This is a genomic window from Limnohabitans sp. (assembly GCF_031539105.1).
In the GTDB taxonomy this organism is placed as follows: Bacteria; Pseudomonadota; Gammaproteobacteria; order Burkholderiales; family Burkholderiaceae_C; genus Limnohabitans.
On sequence record NZ_JAVKLM010000042.1, the window covers coordinates 41,831 to 62,953 of the forward strand.

Below are 21,123 nucleotides of genomic sequence, written 5' to 3' on the forward strand. Positions count from 1 at the left end.
CTTTTATTCTTAGGCTTGTTGTGCAAATTTCCATGCCAGCTCTGCCATTGGTCGCGCTCCGGCACCGTTGGCCTTGGCCTCGTCGCTTGATGCTGTACCGGCTTCGACGCGTTTGGCAATGCCTTGCAAGATGGCCGCGATGCGGAACATGTTGTAGGCGAGGTAAAAGTTCCAGTCTGCTTTGAGGTCAGCGGGTGTGGCTAAGCCCGTGCGGTCGCAATAGCGGTGAATGTTTTCGCTTTCGCTGGGAATGCCAAGTGCTGCAATGTCTACGCCGCCAATACCTCTGAAAGTGCCGGGCGGAATGTGCCAGCCCATGCACAGGTAGCTGAAGTCAGCGAGTGGGTGGCCAAGTGTGGACAGCTCCCAATCGAGCACTGCTGACACGCGTGGCTCGGTGGGGTGAAACATCAAGTTGTCTAAGCGGTAGTCTCCGTGCACGATGCTCACTTTGCTTGCGTCCAGTGCACTGGCAGGCATGTTTGCTGGCAGCCATGCCATGAGCTTGTCCATCTCAGGAATTGGCTGCGTGACTGAGGCCACGTATTGCTTGCTCCAGCGGCCAATTTGGCGTTCAAAGTAATTGCCGGGGCGTCCGTAGCTCTCTAGACCGCGCTCTGCAAACTTGACTGTGTGCAATGCGGCGATGACGCGATTCATTTCGTCATAGATGGCTCCCCGATCTGCATTGCGCATGCCTGGGAGGGTTTGGTCCCACAGCACGCGCCCCTGCACAAATTCCATCACATAGAAAGCGCGACCGATGACGGATTCGTCTTCGCACAGCACATGCATTTGCGGCACGGGCACATCGGTGCCGTGTAGGCCTTGCATCACCTTGAATTCGCGTTCAATGGCATGTGCAGATGGCAGCAACTTGGCCACAGGGCCGGGCTTGGTGCGCAGCACATAGCTGCGCTTCGGTGTGATGAGTTGGTAGGTGGGGTTGGATTGCCCTCCTTTGAAGGTCTCTAGCGTGAGTGGGCCTTCAAAACCGGGCAGATGTGCTTGCAGCCATGCGGTCAATGCTGCAGTGTCGAGGCTGTGCGCCGCTTGCATGGACTGGGAAGTGTGTGTGTCGTCCCGGTTCATGCGTAGGCTCCTCTCAGTGGTCGGCTTCGCTGATGTGAAGCAAAGCGTCGCGGTTGCGAATCACCAAGCCACCCGGCTCGATGCGAATGGCTTCTTCGCGTTCCATGGCTTTGAGTTCTTGGTTCACACGTTGGCGTGAAGCGCCCAAGAGTTGCGCCAATTCTTCTTGCGCCAGATGCAAGCCAATGCGAATTTCTTGACCGTTGTTCAGGCATGCCACACCGTAGCTGCGCGCCAAGTGCAACAGTTGTTTGGCCAAGCGTGAGCGCAGAGGCAGAGTGTTGAGATCTTCCACCAAACCAAACAGTTGGCGAATGCGACGCGCTTGCAAGCGCAGCATGGCTTCGTAAAACTCCACATGCTGGCTGAGAATTTTCTGAAAGTCTGCTTTTGCCACGCACAAGATGGACGTGTCGCCATGTGCGTACACATCGTGTGTGCGACGGTCCCCGTCCAGAATTGCCACGTCGCCAAACCAAATGCCCGGCTCCACATAGGTGAAGGTAATTTGCTTGCCCGACAGTGATGTGGAGCTCACGCGCACTGCACCCCGGGCACAGCCCATCCACTCGTCGGCCGAGTCGCCGCGTGCTGCGATCAAGTCGCCGTCTTTGCATCGTTTGACGTAAGCGCATCGAAGAATATCGTGCCTGAGTGAAGGTGAAAGTGAAGAGAACCAACGTCCTGCGTTGATGGCCTCGCGTTCTTCGATGTTAAGAATAGGATCGTCCATAGCCTGTCTTTTGTGTGACCTGAAAGTAAGAATTTGTCACTCTGGAGACCCGTGGTTTGAACGGGTCTGCCGAGTGGATGTTTATTTGTAGTGAGGTACTTCTTTGTTGAGAAAAGCTTGGATGCCAATGCTTGCATTGGTGTGATGCAAGTTCTTCACAAATTGGTTTCGCTCTTGCGCTAAGTGATCGGTCATGTGGTGTGTGCCCGCATCGTTGACGAGTTCTTTGATGCTGTTCATCACATTGGGTGCGCGTGCGTTGATGCGTTCTGCCAATGCCAATGCTTCTGTCAAAGCATGACCGCTGTCGACCACGCGGTTGACAACACCCAGCTCATGCAAGCGTTGTGCGCTGATGCGATCTCCCAGCAGCAATAACTCCGATGCCAATTGACGCGGCAGGGCGCGCGCCAAATTCCAGCTGCCGCCCGCATCGGGTGACAAGCCTAAGTTGCTATAGGCCATGGCAAACACGCTGTTGTCTGCGGCCACAACTAAGTCGCACATCAAAGCCAATGAAAAACCAGTGCCCACGGCAGCGCCTTCAACTGCAGCAATGACAGGTTTAGGAAAAGTGCGAATGGCTTCCATCCAGTTGTGCAGGCTTTCCACCATTTGCGCTTGCACTTCGGCGGGTTGCTCGCGGTTGGTTTTGAGGCTGTGCACATCACTGCCCGCACAAAAGTGCGTGCCTTCGCCCGTGATGACCACGCTGCGAATGTCGGGGTTGGTCTCGGCCACGTTAAGCGCTTCAATGCCTGCGGCGTACATGGCAAGTCCCATGGCATTGCGCAGCGTGGGGTCTGACAAGGTCAAGATCAGCGTCTGACCTTGGTTGGTGCTTTTGAGTTGAGCGCTCATGGGGCGTTAGCTTTCGACGTGCATCAAGCTCAAACCCAATGCGCCACGGCGGCGCAGCCATGGGCTAGGGCGGTAACGTGTGTCGCCATAAACGGTTTGTACGTTGAACAACACTTCCAAAATTTCGGTCGGGCCGTATTTGTTGCCCATGGTGAGTGGCCCCATGACGTGGCCTAAGTCGACAGCACCCGTGGCTTCGATTTCTTCAGGTGTGCACAGGCCTTGTTGGCACATGTCACACGCAATGTTGATGATGTTGGCTACTACGCGTTGCGTCACAAAACCACCGCTGTCGCGAATGACGGTCACTGCTTTGCCGTCGCGGGCAAACAAGGCGTGTGCGGCGTCGCGCATGTCCGCGCGTGTGGCAGGGCTGGTTGCCAGCACTCGGCGGTGCGTGAGCTTGTCGTCAATCAACATGTCGATGCCTACGGTGCGGGCGGGGTCCAAGCGCTCAACGATGGCCACAGTCGTGACGTCAAAACCCAAAGGCGCAACGATTGAAAGCGCTTGCGCTGATGGCGAGGCGCCGGTTTCAATTTTTGCACCCAAGTCTTTGAGCAGCTGCAACAGCTCGGGTCGGCGCATGGCGCGGGTGGACACCCACACAGGGGGCATTTCTTCTACGCTAGGTGCAGCTTGATCGGCAGACATTTGTGCTGCGCCATTCACATAGGTGTAAAAACCTTCGCCTGTCTTTTGGCCCAGCTTGCCATCGTTGATGCGTTGCATCGCGATGTGGCTAGGACGAAAGCGCGGCTCGCTCAGGTATTGCTGGTAAACAGAGGTGATGGCCTCATGCGCCACGTCAATGCCTGCTATGTCCAGCAGCTGGAAGGGACCGAGCTGGAAGCCTGCATGCTCGCGCAAGATGCAGTCAATGGTGGCGAAGTCGGCCACGCCTTCGGATGCAATTTGTAGCGCTTCTGTGGCCCCGCCCAAAATGCCGATGGTTTTGTGAATGGAGTTCATATGCAAAAAATGACGTGGTTCAGCGGCGCACTTGCAGGGCACCAGGGTTCACGATGTTGGTGGGCGTGCCCTTGATGAAGTTCACCACGTTGTCAAAGGCCGTGCCGAAATACAGCTCGTAGCTGTCTTGCTCCACATAGCCAATGTGCGGCGTGCAAATGCAATTTTCTAAACGCAGCAGCGCGTGGCCTTGCATGATGGGTTCGCTTTCAAACACATCAATCGCAGCCATGCCGGGGCGTCCACGGTTGAGGCCTGTGATCAGCGCATCTGGCTCAATCAACTCGGCACGTGATGTATTCACCAACAGCGAGGTGGTTTTCATCCGGGCCAAGTCTGCTTGTTTGACGATGCCGCGCGTGGCATCCACCAAACGCAAGTTCAAGGTAAGTACGTCTGATTCTTCAAAAAATGCTTCGCGTGAAGCCGCCACATTCAAGCCGTCTTTGGCGGCACGCTCGCGTGAAGATTCGCTGCCCCACATCAACACGCGCATGCCAAACGCTTTGCCAAAGCCTGCCAATAGCTCGCCAGTTTTGCCATAACCCCAAATGCCCAAGGTTTTGCCACGCAAGACTTGGCCGAGGCCAAAGTTGGTGGGCATCGAACCCGCTTTGAGACCTGACTGTTGCCATGCGCCGTGTTTGAGGTTGCTGATGTACTGAGGCAGGCGACGCATGGCGGCCATGATGAGCGCCCAAGTCAATTCGGCGGGTGCCACAGGTGAGCCAAAGCCTTCTGCCACCGCAATGCCGCGCTCTGTACAGGTGGCCATGTCGATATGGCTACCGACTTTGCCGGTTTGCGAGATGAGTTTGAGTTTGGGCAGTTTCTCTAGCAACTGACGTGTGAGTTGGGTGCGTTCGCGAATCAGCACCAGCACTTCGGCGTCTTTGAGCCTGACGGATAACTGGCCAACCCCCTTGATGGTGTTGGTGTATACCTTGGCTGGATAGGCTTCTAATTTTGAGGCGCAGTTCAGTTTGCGCACGACATCTTGGTAGTCGTCGAGGATGACAATATTCATCCCCTAATTGTGCCTTGTGAAATGACGGTCAGTGGCGGTTTTCCAGCTCGGCCAAACGGTCGAGTTCGGCGCACACATCGGCCATGCGGCCAGAGATGACCATGCGGCCTGCGTGGCTTCGGTTGTGTTGGGCTTCCATCACGCGTGCAACACGCAAAGGCAAGGGTCGACGGGTGCTTTGCAGTGCTTGGGCGGGCATGAAACCGCGAACAACGTTTTGCAAAGGGTTCAAGAGGCGATAGGCGCCAAAAAGTGCGAGGCTCATGGTCGTTCTTTCTTACATCATCATGGTGTTACGGATCAGGCCGACGGCCAAACCCTCAATTTCAAAGGGCTCACCTGGCTCGACCACGATGGTTTTGAAGTCGGGGTTTTCGGCGAGCAGCTCAATGTGGCTGGCAGTTTTGCGAAAGCGCTTGACGGTCACGTCTTCGCCCAAGCGGGCCACTACGATTTGGCCGTTTTTGGCGTCTCGGGTGGATTGCACGGCCAGCAGGTCGCCATCCATGATGCCGGCGTCGCGCATGGACATGCCGCGCACACGCAGCAAGTAGTCGGGCTTGCGTTGGAACAAGCTGCTTTCAACAAAATAGGTTTGATCCACATGCTCTTGCGCCAAGATGGGCGAGCCTGCTGCGACGCGACCCACCAACGGCAGTGAGAAGCCAGAAGGAGAGGCGCTGAATGCGCTTTCTTGGTAGCTGCGTTGGTTGCCACCTTTGAGGCGAATGCCGCGAGACGTGCCGCTGACCAGCTCGATGGCGCCTTTGCGGGCCAAGGCTTGCAAATGTTCTTCTGCTGCGTTGGCTGACTTGAAACCGAGTTCTGCTGCAATTTCTGCGCGTGTGGGGGGCGAACCGGTGTTGGCAATGGCAGACTGGATGAGTTCCAGAATCTGTTGCTGACGGGCGGTAAGTTTTGGCATTTCAATCATCACTTGGACTCCTGCACAATGTGTGTCATTGAGGATGCAACTGTTTGCACATCCAGTAACTGTATTTTTAACCAGCTTTTTGAGTTTGGCAAGCTATGAATGCAAAAAAAACTAAAAAAATCGTTGTTTTAGCCACAGGCGGCACGATTGCTGGGCTGGCAATCGATGCCACCAAGCCACAAAACTACACAGCTGGCCAAGTGCGCGTGGCTGATTTGCTGCAGGGTGTTGCACATGACGGCATTGAACTGCTGACCGAGCAAGTGGCGCAAATCGACAGCAAAGACATGTCGTTTGCCGTTTGGCAAAGACTGTTGGCTCGCGTGGAGCACTGGTTAGAACAAGAAGATGTTCAAGGCGTGGTCATCACCCACGGCACAGATACGCTCGAAGAAACTGCGTACTTTTTACAAACCGTATTGCACCCCGCCAAGCCCGTGGCCATGACCTGCGCCATGTTGCCCGCCAATGCGCCCGGCAGCGATGGCCCTGGCAACCTCAAAGACGCTTTGGCTTGGGTGCAAGTGCCAGGTTCGCAAGGCGTGACGGTGGTATGTGCTGGCCAAGTTCATGCAGGCAATGCCGTGCAGAAAAGCCACAGCCACCAGCGCAACCCGTTCACCTCGCAAGCCAATGTCATGCATCCTGCACATTTGCGTGTGCCCAGCGCAGCGCAGGTGCTGGGCTGTGTGCATGGGCCGCGCGTGGAGTTGGTGCAAAACCATGCCGGCGCCGATGGCCGTTTGGTCCGAGCCTTGATGGCGCAAGATGCACCGCATGGCTGGGTGGTGGCGGGTACTGGCAATGGCACTTTGCATCACGATCTAGAAGCAGCTTTGCTAGACGCTCAAAAGCTGGGCACGCAGGTCCTGCGTGCCTCGCGCTGCGCGCAAGGCGGCGTGCAATCGCGTGAGGCAGACATGTTGTCGCACGCAGGCTCTTTGACTGCAGTGCAAGCGCGCGTGGCGTTGCTGTTGCATTTGGTGGCGCAATAAAAAAGCCGCTCAGCAGAGCGGCTTTTCTTTGCAAGCGTGATGCTTGAGGCGAATTAAGCTGCGAGAGCTTGGAACGCGCGTTCTTTGATTTCTTCCACAGTACCGGTTCCGCTGATGGCGCGGTACTTGGGGGCTGCAGCGGCGTCAGCCTTGGCCCAGCCAGAGTAGTAGTCCACCAAGGGACGGGTTTGGGCGCTGTACACGTCCAAACGCTTCTTGACGGTTTCTTCTTGGTCGTCGGCACGTTGCACCAAGGGTTCGCCAGTCACGTCGTCGATGCCATCCACTTTAGGTGCGTTGAACTTGACGTGATAGGTGCGGCCAGAAGCCGGGTGTGAACGGCGGCCGCTCATGCGCTCGATGATGGCGTCAAATGGCACGTCGATTTCCAACACGTAGTCCAGTTTCACGCCAGCAGCCTTCATGGCGTCGGCTTGAGGAATGGTGCGTGGGAAACCGTCAAACAAGAAACCTTTGGCGCAGTCGGCTTGGGTGATGCGCTCTTTGACCAAATTGATGATGAGGTCGTCGCTGACCAAACCGCCCGCATCCATCACTTTTTTGGCTTCGATGCCCAGTGGGGTGCCTGCTTTCACAGCAGCGCGCAACATGTCGCCGGTGGAGATTTGGGGGATGCCATATTTTTGGCAAATGAAGGTGGCCTGTGTACCTTTACCGGCACCGGGGGCGCCCAACAAAATCAGTCTCATGCTTGGTCCTAATGGTCTACGTTTTATTACTTACTCGAGGATATCACGGGCTTCCCTTCGAAACCCTTACGCTGCTTAGCTCAGCAGGGCTCTCACACGTGCTAAATCCTCGGGCGTGTCCACGCCGGGGCCTGGAGAATGGTCGGTGACGTGCACCGCAATGCGGTGGCCGTGCCACATGGCACGCAGTTGTTCGAGGGACTCTGTCACCTCAATCGGCGCTTGCGCCAACTTCGGGAATTCGCGCAAAAACCCCACGCGGTAGCCGTACAAACCCACATGGCGCAGGGGTGCAGGGCTGGGCAGGGCGGTGATGCCGCCATTCAGGCCCCCGTCTGCGAATCCATCACGCCACCAAGCAATTGGTGCGCGGCTGAAGTACAGCGCGGTGTTGTGGGCATCGAGCACCACCTTCACCACGTTGGGGTTGGCAAAGTCTTCCACGCTGTCAATCGCGTGGGCGAGAGTGCTCATGCTGCAATCACTGCGCGTTTGCAGAAGGTGGGCGGCAGCGTCAATAGAAGCAGGGTCAATCAGGGGCTCGTCGCCTTGCACGTTGACCACCACATCGGTGTCTTGCAGGCCCAGCAAGTCGCAGGCTTCGGCCAAACGGTCGCTGCCAGAAGGGTGGTCGGTGCGGGTCAGCACTGAATCAATGCCATGCGCTTGGCAAGCAGCCACGATACGGGCGTCGTCAGCAGCCACCACCACGCGAGATGCGGCAGACAGCTTGGCACGTTGTGCCACGCGCACCACCATGGGCAAGCCCGCGATGTCAGCGAGTGGTTTGTCAGGCAAGCGAGACGAGGCCATGCGCGCTGGAATAAGAACGCAAAACGACATTTACGTTTCCAGCTCAGCGTCGCTCAGGGTGCGGGCTTCGTTTTCCAGCAACACAGGAATGCCGTCGCGAACGGGGTAAGCCAAGCGCGCGCTGCGCGAGACCAGCTCTTGCGTGTCGCGTTTAAATTCCAGTGGGCCTTTGGTCACGGGGCAGACCAAGAGTTCAAGCAGTTTGGTGTCCATGGGGTGATGATAACTTTGCGTGTTGTGCGGCTGCTAGATGGAAATCAATCGCAGCCAGCAGTTCGGTGGGTAAGGTGGTTTGCAGGGGCACAGCCCATGCCTGTGGGTGGTGCGCCCAGAGTTTGACGGCGTCTTTTTCGGTGCACAGCACATCGCCTTGGGCGGTGTCGATGTGCAGGTTTTGCAGGTCGGCGTGGTCGGGCAAGGCTTGGCTATGCGTCACATTCAGGCCTTGCTCACGCAGCATGGCAAAAAACTTTTCGGGCTTGGCAATGCCAGCCAAGGCTTGCACGGGTGTGTCCCACCAGCTACTGAGCGAGCGTTTGGCTCCGTTGGCTTGCACGGCAAAGTCTGCCAAGTGGCGTTGCACAGCGAACTCGTGCGGGCCTGCAATGCCCGCAGTCCTCAGCACCAAGCAAGGCACTTCTTGGCCCGACGTGGCGTGACGCAAAGCCTTGCGCGGCCAAGCTTCGCGCAGTGGACCAGCGGGCAGTAGGTGGCCGTTGCCCACCCCGCGCTCGTCAAAGACGCAGAGTTCAAGGTCGCGGGCCAGTGGCCAATGCTGCAAACCATCGTCACAGACCAGTACTTGCACATCTGGGTACAGCGACAGCAGCGCACGACCAGCGTCTACACGGCTATTGCCCACAAACACGGGCACTTGGCAGCTGCGGGCTATCAGCAAAGGCTCATCACCCACGTTTTGTGATTGGCTGGAGGGGGACACCGCCAGCGTGCTAGACGTCTTGCGGCCGTAGCCGCGTGACAACACACCCACGCGAAGCCCTTGCGCTTTTAAGTGGTTCACCAGCGCCATCGTGATGGGTGTTTTGCCCACGCCACCCACCATCACATTGCCCACCACGATGACTGGTACGGGCAGGGTTTCTTGTTTGTAAAAGCCGTGTTGGTAAAGTGCGCGTCGAATCGCCACAAGGCCAGCAAATAGCCAGCTGATGGGCAGCAATAAAGGAACCAGAAACTTCGTGGGTTGGCCGCTCATGGGCGTCAGTCGGCTTTGCCGCCGGACGACTGGGCTGCGAAGGTGAGTTGGTTCAAGCCATTGCGGCGTGCCGCTTCCATCACCATCATGACTGATTGGTGGCTGGCTTGCGCGTCCGCGCTGATGATGATCATGGGACTGTCAATGCGTTGCGTGGCCTGCGCCAGCGCTTGGCTCAGGCCTTGCACGTCACGCGTGTTCACCAAGTTACGGTTCACGCTGAATTGGCCTTCGCTGCTGATCGACACAACCACTTCATGGGGGCGTTCCTGAGGTGTTGCGGCATCGGCCACGGGTAAGTTGAGTTGCAGCTCGGTGAATTTGCTGTAAGTCGTTGAGAGCATCAAAAAGATCACCACCACCAACAAAATGTCGATGAACGGAATCAAATTGATCTCGGGCTCGGGGCTCTTTTCGCGATGAAATTTCATGGCCATGGGGTGTGGCGCCTGTTACTTCAAACGTGCACGCATGGCGAGCAAGTGGCGCGCAAAACGCTCAGCATCTAGCTCAAAGCCCAGCACATACGCATCCACGCGGCCGCGCAGGTAGCGCCAAAACATCAGGGCAGGAATAGCAATGATCAAGCCAAACGCCGTGTTGTACAGGGCAATTGAGATGCCTTGTGCCAGCTGCACGGGGTTGCTTGTGCCAGGCGCTTGCGAACCAAAAATATCAATCATGCCGATGACCGTGCCCAGCAAACCTAGCAGCGGTGCCGCCGAGGCGATGGTGGCCAAGGCGACCAAATGCTTTTCCAGTTCATGTGCAGCTTTGCGCCCAACCGACTCCATGCTGGAGCGCAGGTCATCCGCGCTGATTAGCGGCTCGTTCTTCATGGCATGCAAGCCTGAAGCCAAGATGCGGCCTAGCACCGAATGGTCGTGCAGTTGCTGCATGGCATCTTCAGAAGGCAGGTTGTCCTGCGAGGCTTTGAGTGCTTGCTCCAGCAAACCTTCTGGCGCTACCAAATGGCTGCGCAGGCTCATCATGCGTTCAATGACCAAGGCCAAGGCCACGATAGAGCAGATCAAAAGGGGCCAAATCGGCCAGCCAGCCGCTTGTATGATGGTGAACAAAGCCAACACTCCAGAGAATTTTGTGTGAGCCAATTATGGCCCAGCAGCCCATCCACACGAACTGTGGATAACTTTGGGGATAAGCTTCGGTGCACCCCCTCTGAAGCCGCATGAATGGGCCGATTCAACAGAATGATTGAAAATTGGGCGCTGAAAATCCTTTTAAAATCAATGGCTTGCTACGTAGATCGGTGATTTTATTGATTTGCGATTTAAAACAAACTGGAATTATTTTTTGTGGATGACTCCTCCGCTTCAAGCGCTGAATCGCTAGGTTTGACGCCACGTATTTGGGCAGTTGGTGCTCTGTGCCGCGCCGTTGCTGATGTCCTAGACAGTCGGTTTAACCCCGTAGCCGTTCGGGGCGAGATTTCTGGTTTTACGCGTGCAGCCAGCGGTCATTGCTACTTCACCCTCAAGGACGCAAGCGGTCAGTTGCGTTGCGCCATGTTCAAGCGTGCCGCGCAAATGCTCGACTTTCGTCCTGCGGACGGCGAACTCGTCGAAATCAAGGGACGTTTGGGTGTATACGAGCCGCGTGGCGAGTTGCAAATGGTGGTTGAGCACATGCGTCGTGCAGGGCAGGGTGCATGGTTTGAGCAGTTTTTGAAACTCAAAGCCAAGCTAGAAGCCGAAGGCCTGTTTGACGCCGAGCGCAAACGCCCCCTAAAGACCATGCCCCGTGGCATTGGCGTGGTCACCTCGCTCGGTGCAGCCGCCTTGCACGACGTGGCCACCGCTTTGCAGCGCCGTGTGCCGCACATTCCTGTGGTATTTGCGCCGTCCTTGGTGCAAGGGCCTGATGCGCCGCCCACCTTGGTGCAAGCCTTGCAGCAGCTTGGCCAACAGCCCAACATCGACGTCATCCTGTTGGTGCGCGGTGGCGGCTCCATGGAAGACCTCTGGGCTTTCAATGACGAAAACCTAGCTCGCGCCATCGTCAGCAGCCCCGTGCCCATCATCAGTGGCGTAGGCCATGAGACCGACTTCACCATCGCCGACTTTTGCGCTGACCTGCGGGCACCCACGCCCACCGCCGCGGCGGAAATGTGCGCGGTGCCTCAGGCCGAGCTGCTGTCTAACCTGCAGCTGTGGGGTAGTGCCCTGCAAACCATCGTGCACCGCCAGCTCGACACCCAAGAGCAGCGCCTTGACCGTGCCCAAGCCCGTTTGGGCCGCCCATCCGAAGGCCTGAGCGCCGAAAAAATGCAGCTCTTGCGCTTGCAACAGCGGCTAGGCCAAGCCGTGCAAACCCGCAACCAGCGCTGTCACAACGAACTCGCCACACTCGCCAGTGGCCTGGCCCGTGGTGTGCAGCAAACCCCAGCTACCGCCCGCGAACGCTTGCACCGCGCCGCATTGCGCTTAGGGCTGCTAGACCCTAAGTTGGTTCTGCAACGCGGTTTTGCATGGCTCAGCGATGTCGATGGCCAGGCTGTCACGTCAGTGGCGCAAACTGCTGAAGGCCAAGTCCTGCAAGCAACCCTTGCCGACGGCGTGGTTGATTTGCGTGTGGCACCATCGACACACATTTAGTTTTTACAATTCACGTTTTTACACAAGAGGACTTCATGGAACACACGCTCCCCGCACTGCCTTACGCCATCGACGCATTGGCCCCTCATTACAGCCAAGAAACTCTGGAGTTTCATCACGGCAAGCACCACAACGCTTACGTTGTGAACCTGAACAACCTGCAAAAAGGGACTGAATTCGAAGGCATGGCGCTCGAAGAAATCATCAAGAAGTCCAGCGGCGGCATCTACAACAACTCTGCCCAAATCTGGAACCACACCTTCTTCTGGAGCTGCATGAAGCCCCAAGGCGGCGGCGAACCTACAGGTGCTTTGGCTGCTGCCATCAACGCCAAATTTGGCAGCTACGCTGCATTCAAAGAAGCCTTCGTCAAAAGCGCCGTGGGCAACTTTGGCTCTGGCTGGACATGGTTGGTTAAAAAGGCCGATGGTTCTGTGGACATCGTCAACATGGGCGCTGCTGGCACCCCATTGACCACTGGCGACAAAGCCTTGTTGACCGTGGACGTGTGGGAACACGCTTACTACATCGACTACCGCAACATGCGTCCTAAGTTCGTCGAGACTTTCCTTGACCATTTGGTGAACTGGTCTTTTGCTGAAGCCAACTTTGCTTAAATCGTCATGTTTCAACGGGCAGTGATGTTCGTTGAGATGTAAAAAAAAGCCGCCTTGCTAGGCGGCTTTTTTGTGGGTCAGTGCAAGAGCTACAGCTGCGATTTGCTTGGGCTTGCTGCGCCGTGGTGGTTTAAGGCTTAAACGCCACGCCGCTCAAGCGGCTCCCTGCTTTCAGGCCCTTCTTCGCAAACCAGCCTTGGTTCATCTCCAACACAAAGCGCACTGGCTTTTCAGAGCAGTGTGAGTCGGTGGTTTGCGGCTTCATGTCAGCCAAGTTCACGATGGTGCCGTCGTCGGCCACAAAGGCTGCGGTGAGCGGCAGCAAGGTGTTCTTCATCCAAAAGCATTGGGTGGCGGGCTGCTCGAACACAAACAACATGCCTTCGTGCTGCGGCATGTCTTTGCGAAACATCAATCCAATGCTTCGCTGCTCAGGCGTTTGCGCCACTTGCGTGTCGATTTGAAACATGCCCGCTTGCAGCTTGATGCGGGTCAGGTTGGTTTGCGGTGTGTCTTGGGCCAAGGTTGAAAAAGCCAAGCCTGACAAGAGGAGGGTGAGCAGTACGCGTTTCATACAGGTGACTGTATCGCAGGCCAGACGCGGTTTTCATGCCAATGGTGCCTACCCTGCTGGCTAGAATCGAAACGCAACTTCACCCCACCACAGGAAACGCCCCACATGTCTTACCAGCACATCCAAGTGCCCGCTGCAGGTCAAAAAATCACCACCAATGCAGATGCCTCGCTGAATGTGCCCGACCAACCCATCATCCCCTTCATCATGGGCGACGGTGTGGGTCAAGATGTAACCCCTGTCATGCGCAAAGTGGTGGACGCTGCGGTGGCCAAAGCCTATGGCGGCAATCGACAAATTCAGTGGATGGAGCTGTTTGCAGGCGAGAAAGCCACTCAGGTGTATGGCCCCGACGTATGGCTGCCCGAAGAAACCGCGCAAGCCATGCGCGAGTTCAAGGTGTCTATCAAAGGCCCACTCAACACACCCGTGGGCGGCGGCATTCGCTCGCTCAATGTGGCCTTGCGCCAAGCGCTCGACTTGTTTGTGTGCCTGCGCCCCGTGCAGTACTTCAAAGGGGTGCCTTCGCCTTTGAAAGAGCCCGAAAAAACCAACATGGTCATCTTCCGTGAAAACTCGGAAGACATTTATGCCGGCATCGAATACGCCGCACAAAGCCCTGAAGCCAAAAAGCTCATCACGTTCTTGCAAACCGAAATGGGCGCCACCACCATTCGCTTCCCCGACAGCTCAGCCATCGGCATCAAGCCCGTGTCCATCGAAGGCACAGAGCGCTTCATTCGCAAAGCTATTCAATACGCCATTGACCACGACAAGCCCAGCGTCACCATCGTGCACAAGGGCAACATCATGAAGTACACCGAAGGTGGGTTTCGTGACTGGGCTTTGGCCTTGGCGCAAAAAGAGTTTGGTGCCACACTCATTGACGGCGGCCCTTGGTGTCGCGTCAAGAACCCCAAAACAGGCAAGAGCATCATCATCAAAGACGTGATCGCCGACGCCTTTTTGCAGCAAATCCTCATGCGTCCTGCCGAATATTCTGTGGTGGCTACGCTCAACCTGAATGGCGACTACATCTCTGACGCCGTGGCCGCGCAAGTGGGCGGCATTGGCATCGCCCCCGGCGCCAATATGTCAGACACCGTGGCCTGCTTTGAAGCGACGCACGGCACAGCCCCCAAGTACGCAGGCAAAAACTACGTCAACCCAGGCTCCATGATCTTGTCTGCCGAGATGATGCTGCGCCACATGGGGTGGACCGAGGCGGCCGACACCATCATCCGTGCCATGGAAGCCGCCATTGCCACCAAACGCGTCACGTATGACTTTGCGCGCCTCATGGACGGGGCAGAGCAGGTGAGCTGCTCTGCCTTTGGCGATGTGATGATTGCGCAGATGTAATTCCTTTCGTTTTCACCCCAAAAGCCCTGCCAGTGCAGGGCTTTTTATGGGTGGGTGACCGATAGAATGCCACCATGCCAACGAAAAAACCCACTCCCAAAGTCCAATTGCCCGACCGTGACGATGGCGGATCGGTCGTTTTAGAGCGCGTGACGCAGCGCACCAAGCCGCCGCAGATGTTTCAGGTGCTGATGCTCAATGACGATTTCACGCCCATGGAGTTTGTGGTGATGGTGTTGCAAGAGTTTTTCAGCAAAGACCGTGAACAAGCCACGCAAATCATGCTGCAAATCCACCTAGACGGTAAAGGCGTGTGCGGCGTGTACAGCAAAGACGTAGCCGCCACCAAGGTGGATCAAGTGATGGATGCGGCCCGTAAGTCTGGCCACCCGCTGCAGTGCGTGGCCGAGCCCATTGAGTAAACCTCAGCCCAAAACAACACCTATCGTTTGCACTAAACAAACAGGCCTATTGAATAAACGGCATTTGTTTCCATATACATTTGAATCTCAGTTGCAAGCCAGAAGGAAAACACATGATTGCCCAAGAACTTGAAGTCAGCTTGCACATGGCCTTTGTCGAGGCCCGTCAACAACGCCACGAATTCATCACCGTCGAGCACTTGCTGCTCGCCTTGCTCGACAACCCCAGCGCCGCCGAGGTGCTGCGCGCTTGTTCAGCCAACATCGACGATCTGCGCAAGTCGCTTTCTAACTTCATCGCCGACAACACCCCACAGGTGTCAGGCACTGAAGAGGTGGACACACAGCCCACGCTCGGTTTTCAGCGCGTGATTCAGCGCGCCATCATGCATGTGCAGTCCACAGGCAATGGCAAAAAAGAAGTGACCGGTGCCAACGTGCTGGTCGCTATCTTTGGCGAGAAAGACTCGCACGCGGTGTACTACCTCCACCAACAAGGCGTGACCCGCTTGGACGTGGTGAACTTCATTGCCCATGGCATCAAAAAGAGCGACCCACCTGAAGCGGTCAAAGGCAATGAAGCCACGCACACCGAGCAGGAAGAGGGCGGCGCACCGTCTGAAAAGAACGAGAAGGCATCGCCACTCGAGCAGTTCACCCAAAACCTGAACCAAGCAGCCAAAGACGGCAAGATTGACCCACTCATTGGTCGCGAGTACGAGGTCGAGCGCACGATTCAAATCTTGTGCCGCCGCCGTAAGAACAACCCCCTTTTGGTGGGCGAGGCTGGCGTGGGTAAAACCGCGATTGCCGAAGGTTTGGCATGGCGCATCACCCAAGGGGCTGTGCCCGAAATCTTGGCTGAGGCCATCGTGTACTCGCTGGATATGGGCGCTTTGTTGGCTGGCACCAAATACCGTGGTGACTTTGAGCAGCGCTTAAAGGGCGTGATCAAAAACTTGCAGAGCAAGCCCAACGCGATTTTGTTCATCGACGAAATCCATACGCTCATTGGCGCGGGTGCGGCTTCGGGCGGCACACTGGATGCGTCTAACTTGCTCAAGCCCGCTTTGTCTAGCGGTCAGCTCAAGTGCATTGGCGCAACGACCTTTACCGAATACCGTGGCATCTTCGAGAAAGACGCGGCGCTGAGCCGTCGTTTCCAAAAGGTGGATGTGGTCGAGCCGACCGTGTCTGAAACCGTGGACATCCTCAAGGGTCTGAAGTCACGCTTTGAAGAGCACCACAACGTCAAGTACGCCGTGGCTGCGTTGCAAGCCGCTGCCGAGCTCAGCGCCAAATACATCAACGACCGCCAATTGCCAGACAAGGCGATTGACGTGATCGACGAAGCTGGTGCGGCACAACGCATTTTGGTGGCATCAAAGCGCAAGAAAACCATTGGCAAGGCCGAGATTGAAGACATCGTGGCCAAGATTGCGCGCATTCCGCCCGCCAACGTGTCTAACGACGACCGCAGCAAGCTGCAAACCATCGAGCGCGATTTGAAGAGCGTGGTGTTCGGCCAAGACAAGGCGCTTGAAGTGCTGGCGTCTGCCGTGAAGATGGCTCGCTCAGGCTTGGGCAAGTCGGACAAGCCAATTGGTGCTTTCTTGTTCAGCGGCCCCACGGGCGTGGGCAAGACCGAAGCGGCCAAGCAGTTGGCCTACATCATGGGCATCGACTTGGTGCGCTTTGACATGTCGGAGTACATGGAGCGCCACGCCGTGAGCCGCCTGATTGGTGCGCCCCCCGGCTATGTCGGCTTTGACCAAGGCGGCTTGCTGACCGAGGCTGTGACCAAGAAGCCGCATTGCGTCTTGTTGCTCGACGAAATCGAAAAAGCGCACCCCGACATCTTCAACGTGCTGTTGCAGGTGATGGATCACGGCACGCTGACTGACAACAACGGCCGCAAGGCAGACTTCCGCAACGTCATCCTCATCATGACGACCAACGCGGGTGCTGAGACCATGAACAAGGCCACCATTGGCTTTACCAACCCTCGCGCTGCCGGCGACGAAATGGGCGATATCAAGCGCTTGTTCACGCCAGAGTTCCGCAACCGTTTGGACGCCATCGTGGGCTTCAAGGCTTTGGATGAAAACGTCATCATGCGCGTGGTCGACAAGTTCTTGCTGCAACTCGAAGGCCAGCTGGCCGAGAAGAAGGTCGAAGTCACCTTCAGCGACGCGCTGCGCAAGCACCTCGCCAAGAAGGGCTTTGACCCACTCATGGGCGCACGCCCCATGCAACGCCTGATTCAAGACACGATTCGTAAGGCCTTGGCCGACGAGTTGCTGTTTGGCCGCCTCATCGATGGTGGTCGCCTCAGCGTGGACATTGACGACAAGGACGAAGTGCTGCTCGACATCACACCGTTGCCTAAAAAGGAAAAAGCGGCAAAGGGCGAGCAAACTGCTTCTGAAGAGTCTGCGGCCAGTTAAGCCCTTAGCGGTTGCTGATTCAGCTGTTTCAACAAAAACGCCGTCTGTGTTGCCACAGACGGCGTTTTTTATTGGGTTGTTGAAAGCTGTTTAGCGCCTGCGCCCACCCAAGATACTTCCCATCACGCCACGCACAATTTCTCGTCCCACGGCTGAGCCAATGTTGCGCACGGCAGACTTCACCATGACTTGTGCCAAGCCTTGGTGCTGACCACCTCGAGGGCCTGTGGACCCGAACAAGGCTTCGCCTAGGCCAGACAACACTTGGTCGGTGACTGACGGCTTTGATGGCGCTTGGCCTGTAGCACCAGCGGGTACGCTGCCAGCAGAGTTACCCGTCGCATTTTCCGCAGCAGGCGCCGCACCCTTGAGACGCTCATAAGCCGATTCACGGTCCAAGGTCTGTTCATACACGCCGGCCACCAACGAGTTGGCTAGCAAGGCTTGGCGTTGTTCAGGTGTGATGGGCCCGAGTTGGCTACCGGGTAGCAGCACATAGACCTGTTCGGTTTCCGATGGGCGGCCTTTGGCATCCAGCAGGCTCACCAAGGCTTCGCCCACGCCCAGCTCGGTGATGGCTTTTTCAATGTCTAGGCCCGCTTTGCCGCGCATGGTTTGCGCTGTGGCTTTGACGGCTTTTTGGTCACGCGGTGTGAAGGCTCGCAAGGCGTGTTGCACGCGGTTGCCCAGCTGGCCCAGCACGGTTTCTGGCACATCGAGCGGGTTTTGGGTGACAAAGTACACGCCCACGCCCTTGGAGCGAATCAGGCGCACCAGCAGCTCAATGCGCTCCAGCAGCACCTTGGGCGCTTCGTTGAACAACAAATGCGCTTCGTCAAAAAAGAACACCATCTTTGGCTTTTCAACATCGCCCACCTCAGGCAGTTGTTCAAACAGCTCAGAGAGCATCCACAGCAAAAACGTGCCGTACAAGCGGGGCGCGTTCATCAGCTTGTCTGCCGCTAAGAGGTTGATCACGCCCATGCCGTGCGAGTCGGTTTGCATGAAGTCTTGGATGTTGAGCATGGGCTCACCAAAAAAGGCATCACCGCCTTGCGACTCAATCTCAAGCAGCGCACGTTGAATCGCACCAATACTGGCGGCACTGACGTTGCCGTATTGGGTGGTGAAGTCGCGGGCGTGTTCGCCCACGTGTTGCAGCATAGCGCGCAGGTCTTTGAGGTCGAGCAACAGCAAGCCTTGGTCGTCCGCAATTTTGAAGACCATGTTGAGCACGCCGGCTTGCGTGTCGTTCAGGTTGAGCATGCGGCCCAAGAGCAGCGGCCCCATGTCGGTGATGGTGGCGCGTACGGGGTGACCCGTTTTGCCAAACACGTCCCATAGCGTGGTGGGACACGCGATGGGGGAAGGCATGGGCACGCCACGCTCTTGTAACGACGCGGCCAGCTTTGGGGGAATGGTTCCAGCTTGGCTGATACCGGCCAAATCGCCTTTGACGTCTGCCATGAACACGGGCACACCGATTTTGGAGAAGCCTTCTGCCAGCGTTTGCAGGGTGACGGTTTTGCCTGTGCCGGTCGCCCCTGTGATGAGCCCATGACGGTTCGCTAAGGCTGGCAGCATGTGGCATTCGGTAGTCTTATGCAAGGCAATCAGCATCGGTTCAGCCATCGAAAGTTCTCCATCACTTGAAAAGTAAAATAACCAGATAAGGTTAATTCAATTCATGAGGATTTTTGATGGCAGGCCATAGCAAATGGGCAAATATTCAACACCGCAAGGGGCGGCAAGACGAGAAGCGCGGCAAGATTTGGACGCGTATCACGCGTGAAATCATCGTGTCAGCCCGCTTGGGCGGCGGTGACCTGAGCCTCAACCCCCGCCTGCGCTTGGCCATTGAAAAAGCCAAAGCGGCCAACATGCCCGCCGACAACATCAAACGCAACGTCGACAAAGCCACGGGCAACCTTGACGGTGTGGTGTACGAAGAAATTCGCTACGAAGGCTACGGCGTGGGCGGCGCCGCCATCATTGTGGACACCATGACCGACAACCGCGTGCGCACCGTGGCTGAAGTGCGTTTTGCCTTCAGCAAAAACGGCGGCAACATGGGCACTGAGGGCTCTGTCGCGTTTCAATTCAAGCATTGCGGCCAACTGGTGTTTGCACCTGGCAGCAACGAAGACCAAATCATGGAAATTGCGCTCGAAGCGGGCGCGGATGATGTGATCACCGATGACGACGGCGCGATTGAAGTGCTGACGCCACCTGCCAGCTTGGAGGCTGTCAAAAACGCTTTGGAAGCTGCGGGCCTCAAGCCCGAAGTGGCCGAGGTGACCTACCGTGCAGACAACACCATCGAAGTCGAGGGTGATGACGCTGCGAAGATGCAAAAACTTTTGGACGCGCTAGAAGACCTTGACGATGTGCAAGAGGTCTATCACAACGCAGCACTATGAACGTATTAGTTATTGGCGGCGGTGGCCGCGAGCACGCTTTGGCGTGGAAGATTGCGCAATCTAACAAGGTGCAAAAAGTGTTTGTGGCCCCCGGCAACGGCGGCACAGCACGCGACAAACGTTTGGACAATATTGACATCACCGATGTCAAAGCTCTGCGCGAGTTTGCGCAAAGCCATGGTGTCGAGTTAAGCGTGGTTGGTCCTGAAACGCCTTTGGCAGCCGGCGTGGTGGACGAGTTCCGCGCCCACGGCATGCGCATTTTTGGCCCAACCAAGGCTGCAGCGCAGCTGGAAAGCTCGAAGGCGTTCAGCAAAGCGTTCATGAAGCGCCACAACATTCCTACCGCTGAATACGACACCTTCACCGATGCGCAAGCCGCGCACGATTATGTGAACGCCAAAGGCGCCCCCATTGTGGTGAAGGCCGATGGTTTGGCGGCAGGCAAGGGCGTGGTGGTGGCGATGACCGCCGCCGAGGCCCACGAAGCAATTGACTTCATGTTGCTCGACAACAAGCTGGGCGTGAGTCACAACGAGGGTGGCGCGCGCGTCGTCATCGAAGAGTTTTTGCAAGGCGAAGAAGCCAGCTTTATTGTCATGTGTGATGGCAAAACGGTGTTGCCTTTGGCCACCAGCCAAGACCACAAGCGTCTGCTTGATGCGGACGAAGGCCCCAACACTGGCGGCATGGGCGCGTACTCGCCAGCCCCTGTGGTCACGCCTGAAGTGCATGCCCGCGCCATGCGCGAAATCATTTTGCCCACCATCAAGGGCATGGAAAAAGACGGCATTCCGTTCACCGGCTTTTTGTACGCTGGCTTGATGATTGATCCTCAAGGCCAAGTCAAAACCCTCGAGTTCAACTGCCGTATGGGTGACCCCGAAACCCAGCCCATCATGGCGCGTTTGAAGACCGACTTGGTGGACGTTTTGTTGGCGGCCACGGCCACCCATGCCGAAGCCCGTTTTGACGACTTTGAACTGGAGTGGGACCGCCGCACCGCCATCGGCGTGGTGTTGGCTGCACATGGCTACCCCATGAACCCCCGCAAGGGTGACGTCATCACAGGCTTGCCGCAAGACACCGACGAGGTGGTGGTGTTTCACGCGGGTACGCAAATGGCCGACGGCCAAGTGGTCACCAGCGGTGGCCGCGTGTTGTGCGTGACCGCTTTGGGGGGTACTTTGAAGCTGGCACAACAGCAGGCGTACGACACTATCAAGGGCATTCACTTTGATGGCGTGCATTACCGCACCGACATTGGCTACCGCGCAATTTCGCGCTGAGTGTTTCAATCACGCCCACGCCTG

General features: G+C 56.8%; 22 protein-coding genes and 1 pseudogene. 8 read left to right on the forward strand and 15 right to left on the reverse strand.

The window, feature by feature from the left end:
* Positions 1-9: 9 nt before the first annotated feature.
* From RMR24_RS11580 to lexA, 7 genes and pseudogenes are all read right to left on the reverse strand, one after another.
* Positions 10-1,092, reverse strand: a complete 1,083-nt coding sequence (locus tag RMR24_RS11580) for a phosphotransferase (protein WP_310615232.1) — start codon at positions 1,090-1,092, stop codon at positions 10-12.
* A 13-nt stretch (positions 1,093-1,105) separates the two neighbouring features.
* Positions 1,106-1,825 (reverse strand): Crp/Fnr family transcriptional regulator, encoded by a 720-nt coding sequence (locus RMR24_RS11585; RefSeq protein ID WP_310615233.1) that lies wholly within the window; start codon positions 1,823-1,825, stop codon positions 1,106-1,108.
* Between the two features lie 81 nt (positions 1,826-1,906).
* Positions 1,907-2,686, reverse strand: coding sequence for an oxepin-CoA hydrolase, alternative type (locus tag RMR24_RS11590; RefSeq protein ID WP_310615234.1), 780 nt, complete (start codon positions 2,684-2,686; stop codon positions 1,907-1,909).
* Between the two features lie 6 nt (positions 2,687-2,692).
* Positions 2,693-3,625, reverse strand: a pseudogene (locus tag RMR24_RS11595) (3-hydroxyacyl-CoA dehydrogenase family protein); the annotation flags it as partial.
* Between the two features lie 52 nt (positions 3,626-3,677).
* Positions 3,678-4,685 (reverse strand): D-2-hydroxyacid dehydrogenase family protein, encoded by a 1,008-nt coding sequence (locus tag RMR24_RS11600; protein WP_310615235.1) that lies wholly within the window; start codon positions 4,683-4,685, stop codon positions 3,678-3,680.
* 28 nt (positions 4,686-4,713) lie between these two features.
* Positions 4,714-4,950: a hypothetical protein gene (locus RMR24_RS11605; RefSeq protein ID WP_310615356.1), complete on the reverse strand. Its 237-nt coding sequence runs from the start codon at positions 4,948-4,950 to the stop codon at positions 4,714-4,716.
* Between the two features lie 12 nt (positions 4,951-4,962).
* Positions 4,963-5,619 carry a transcriptional repressor LexA gene (gene lexA, locus RMR24_RS11610; protein WP_310615236.1) on the reverse strand — a complete coding sequence of 219 codons (657 nt, stop codon included), beginning with the start codon at positions 5,617-5,619 and terminating at the stop codon, positions 4,963-4,965.
* Positions 5,620-5,714: 95 nt separating this feature from the next.
* Here lexA and RMR24_RS11615 point away from each other — a divergent pair, with 95 nt between their 5' ends.
* Complete coding sequence (locus RMR24_RS11615) at positions 5,715-6,614, forward strand: asparaginase (protein ID WP_310615237.1); 900 nt, start codon at positions 5,715-5,717, stop codon at positions 6,612-6,614.
* Positions 6,615-6,667: 53 nt separating this feature from the next.
* Here the strand turns inward: RMR24_RS11615 and adk are convergent, their stop codons facing one another.
* The 6 genes from adk to RMR24_RS11645 all read right to left on the reverse strand — a co-directional run bounded on the left by adk (position 6,668) and on the right by RMR24_RS11645 (position 10,432).
* The gene (adk, locus tag RMR24_RS11620; protein WP_310615238.1) at positions 6,668-7,324 is read right to left on the reverse strand and encodes an adenylate kinase; all 657 of its coding nucleotides are present in this window, start codon (positions 7,322-7,324) and stop codon (positions 6,668-6,670) included.
* 75 nt (positions 7,325-7,399) lie between these two features.
* A complete protein-coding gene (gene kdsB / locus RMR24_RS11625) occupies positions 7,400-8,167 on the reverse strand; it encodes a 3-deoxy-manno-octulosonate cytidylyltransferase (RefSeq protein WP_310615239.1) in 768 nt (255 codons plus the stop codon).
* Positions 8,168-8,350, reverse strand: coding sequence for a Trm112 family protein (locus RMR24_RS11630; RefSeq protein ID WP_310615240.1), 183 nt, complete (start codon positions 8,348-8,350; stop codon positions 8,168-8,170).
* Positions 8,331-9,353: a tetraacyldisaccharide 4'-kinase gene (gene lpxK / locus RMR24_RS11635; RefSeq protein WP_310615241.1), complete on the reverse strand. Its 1,023-nt coding sequence runs from the start codon at positions 9,351-9,353 to the stop codon at positions 8,331-8,333. The genes RMR24_RS11630 and lpxK overlap by 20 nt, the downstream gene beginning before the upstream one ends.
* 5 nt (positions 9,354-9,358) lie before the next feature.
* Positions 9,359-9,784 (reverse strand): biopolymer transporter ExbD, encoded by a 426-nt coding sequence (locus RMR24_RS11640; protein WP_310615353.1) that lies wholly within the window; start codon positions 9,782-9,784, stop codon positions 9,359-9,361.
* Between the two features lie 21 nt (positions 9,785-9,805).
* Positions 9,806-10,432, reverse strand: coding sequence for a MotA/TolQ/ExbB proton channel family protein (locus tag RMR24_RS11645; protein ID WP_310615242.1), 627 nt, complete (start codon positions 10,430-10,432; stop codon positions 9,806-9,808).
* Between the two features lie 237 nt (positions 10,433-10,669).
* On the opposite strand from RMR24_RS11645, the gene xseA reads away from it, so the two are divergent.
* The gene (gene xseA / locus RMR24_RS11650) at positions 10,670-11,968 is read left to right on the forward strand and encodes an exodeoxyribonuclease VII large subunit (RefSeq protein WP_310615243.1); all 1,299 of its coding nucleotides are present in this window, start codon (positions 10,670-10,672) and stop codon (positions 11,966-11,968) included.
* Between the two features lie 35 nt (positions 11,969-12,003).
* Complete coding sequence (locus tag RMR24_RS11655) at positions 12,004-12,585, forward strand: Fe-Mn family superoxide dismutase (RefSeq protein WP_310615244.1); 582 nt, start codon at positions 12,004-12,006, stop codon at positions 12,583-12,585.
* Between the two features lie 130 nt (positions 12,586-12,715).
* Here RMR24_RS11655 and RMR24_RS11660 read toward each other — a convergent pair whose 3' ends face one another.
* Positions 12,716-13,159, reverse strand: a complete 444-nt coding sequence (locus RMR24_RS11660) for a DUF192 domain-containing protein (RefSeq protein WP_310615245.1) — start codon at positions 13,157-13,159, stop codon at positions 12,716-12,718.
* Positions 13,160-13,264: 105 nt separating this feature from the next.
* On the opposite strand from RMR24_RS11660, the gene icd reads away from it, so the two are divergent.
* The 3 genes from icd to clpA all read left to right on the forward strand — a co-directional run bounded on the left by icd (position 13,265) and on the right by clpA (position 17,390).
* Positions 13,265-14,521: an NADP-dependent isocitrate dehydrogenase gene (gene icd / locus RMR24_RS11665; RefSeq protein WP_310615246.1), complete on the forward strand. Its 1,257-nt coding sequence runs from the start codon at positions 13,265-13,267 to the stop codon at positions 14,519-14,521.
* A 74-nt stretch (positions 14,522-14,595) separates the two neighbouring features.
* Positions 14,596-14,943, forward strand: a complete 348-nt coding sequence (gene clpS / locus RMR24_RS11670; protein WP_310615247.1) for an ATP-dependent Clp protease adapter ClpS — start codon at positions 14,596-14,598, stop codon at positions 14,941-14,943.
* 113 nt (positions 14,944-15,056) lie between these two features.
* Positions 15,057-17,390 carry an ATP-dependent Clp protease ATP-binding subunit ClpA gene (gene clpA / locus RMR24_RS11675; protein WP_310615248.1) on the forward strand — a complete coding sequence of 778 codons (2,334 nt, stop codon included), beginning with the start codon at positions 15,057-15,059 and terminating at the stop codon, positions 17,388-17,390.
* A 90-nt stretch (positions 17,391-17,480) separates the two neighbouring features.
* On the opposite strand, the gene RMR24_RS11680 is transcribed toward clpA, so the two are convergent.
* Entirely contained in the window at positions 17,481-19,022 is a 1,542-nt protein-coding gene (locus RMR24_RS11680; RefSeq protein ID WP_310615249.1) for a helicase HerA-like domain-containing protein, read from the reverse strand.
* A 68-nt stretch (positions 19,023-19,090) separates the two neighbouring features.
* On the opposite strand from RMR24_RS11680, the gene RMR24_RS11685 reads away from it, so the two are divergent.
* Positions 19,091-19,810: a YebC/PmpR family DNA-binding transcriptional regulator gene (locus tag RMR24_RS11685; protein WP_310615250.1), complete on the forward strand. Its 720-nt coding sequence runs from the start codon at positions 19,091-19,093 to the stop codon at positions 19,808-19,810.
* Positions 19,807-21,099: a phosphoribosylamine--glycine ligase gene (gene purD, locus RMR24_RS11690; protein WP_310615251.1), complete on the forward strand. Its 1,293-nt coding sequence runs from the start codon at positions 19,807-19,809 to the stop codon at positions 21,097-21,099. The genes RMR24_RS11685 and purD overlap by 4 nt, the downstream gene beginning before the upstream one ends.
* Positions 21,100-21,123 lie beyond the last annotated feature (24 nt).

Excerpts from the sequence above, each read along its gene's own strand:
- lexA (WP_310615236.1), bottom strand. The coding sequence starts at position 5,619 with ATGATTGAAATGCCAAAACTTACCGCCCGTCAGCAACAGATTCTGGAA.
- RMR24_RS11585 (WP_310615233.1), bottom strand. The coding sequence starts at position 1,825 with ATGGACGATCCTATTCTTAACATCGAAGAACGCGAGGCCATCAACGCA.
- RMR24_RS11615 (WP_310615237.1), top strand. The coding sequence starts at position 5,715 with ATGAATGCAAAAAAAACTAAAAAAATCGTTGTTTTAGCCACAGGCGGC.
- RMR24_RS11590 (WP_310615234.1), bottom strand. The coding sequence starts at position 2,686 with ATGAGCGCTCAACTCAAAAGCACCAACCAAGGTCAGACGCTGATCTTG.
- RMR24_RS11605 (WP_310615356.1), bottom strand. The coding sequence starts at position 4,950 with ATGAGCCTCGCACTTTTTGGCGCCTATCGCCTCTTGAACCCTTTGCAA.
- adk (WP_310615238.1), bottom strand. The coding sequence starts at position 7,324 with ATGAGACTGATTTTGTTGGGCGCCCCCGGTGCCGGTAAAGGTACACAG.
- kdsB (WP_310615239.1), bottom strand. The coding sequence starts at position 8,167 with ATGTCGTTTTGCGTTCTTATTCCAGCGCGCATGGCCTCGTCTCGCTTG.
- RMR24_RS11660 (WP_310615245.1), bottom strand. The coding sequence starts at position 13,159 with ATGAAACGCGTACTGCTCACCCTCCTCTTGTCAGGCTTGGCTTTTTCA.
- RMR24_RS11630 (WP_310615240.1), bottom strand. The coding sequence starts at position 8,350 with ATGGACACCAAACTGCTTGAACTCTTGGTCTGCCCCGTGACCAAAGGC.
- RMR24_RS11655 (WP_310615244.1), top strand. The coding sequence starts at position 12,004 with ATGGAACACACGCTCCCCGCACTGCCTTACGCCATCGACGCATTGGCC.
- RMR24_RS11600 (WP_310615235.1), bottom strand. The coding sequence starts at position 4,685 with ATGAATATTGTCATCCTCGACGACTACCAAGATGTCGTGCGCAAACTG.
- RMR24_RS11680 (WP_310615249.1), bottom strand. The coding sequence starts at position 19,022 with ATGGCTGAACCGATGCTGATTGCCTTGCATAAGACTACCGAATGCCAC.
- clpA (WP_310615248.1), top strand. The coding sequence starts at position 15,057 with ATGATTGCCCAAGAACTTGAAGTCAGCTTGCACATGGCCTTTGTCGAG.
- lpxK (WP_310615241.1), bottom strand. The coding sequence starts at position 9,353 with ATGAGCGGCCAACCCACGAAGTTTCTGGTTCCTTTATTGCTGCCCATC.
- icd (WP_310615246.1), top strand. The coding sequence starts at position 13,265 with ATGTCTTACCAGCACATCCAAGTGCCCGCTGCAGGTCAAAAAATCACC.
- clpS (WP_310615247.1), top strand. The coding sequence starts at position 14,596 with ATGCCAACGAAAAAACCCACTCCCAAAGTCCAATTGCCCGACCGTGAC.
- RMR24_RS11580 (WP_310615232.1), bottom strand. The coding sequence starts at position 1,092 with ATGAACCGGGACGACACACACACTTCCCAGTCCATGCAAGCGGCGCAC.
- purD (WP_310615251.1), top strand. The coding sequence starts at position 19,807 with ATGAACGTATTAGTTATTGGCGGCGGTGGCCGCGAGCACGCTTTGGCG.
- RMR24_RS11640 (WP_310615353.1), bottom strand. The coding sequence starts at position 9,784 with ATGAAATTTCATCGCGAAAAGAGCCCCGAGCCCGAGATCAATTTGATT.
- RMR24_RS11685 (WP_310615250.1), top strand. The coding sequence starts at position 19,091 with ATGGCAGGCCATAGCAAATGGGCAAATATTCAACACCGCAAGGGGCGG.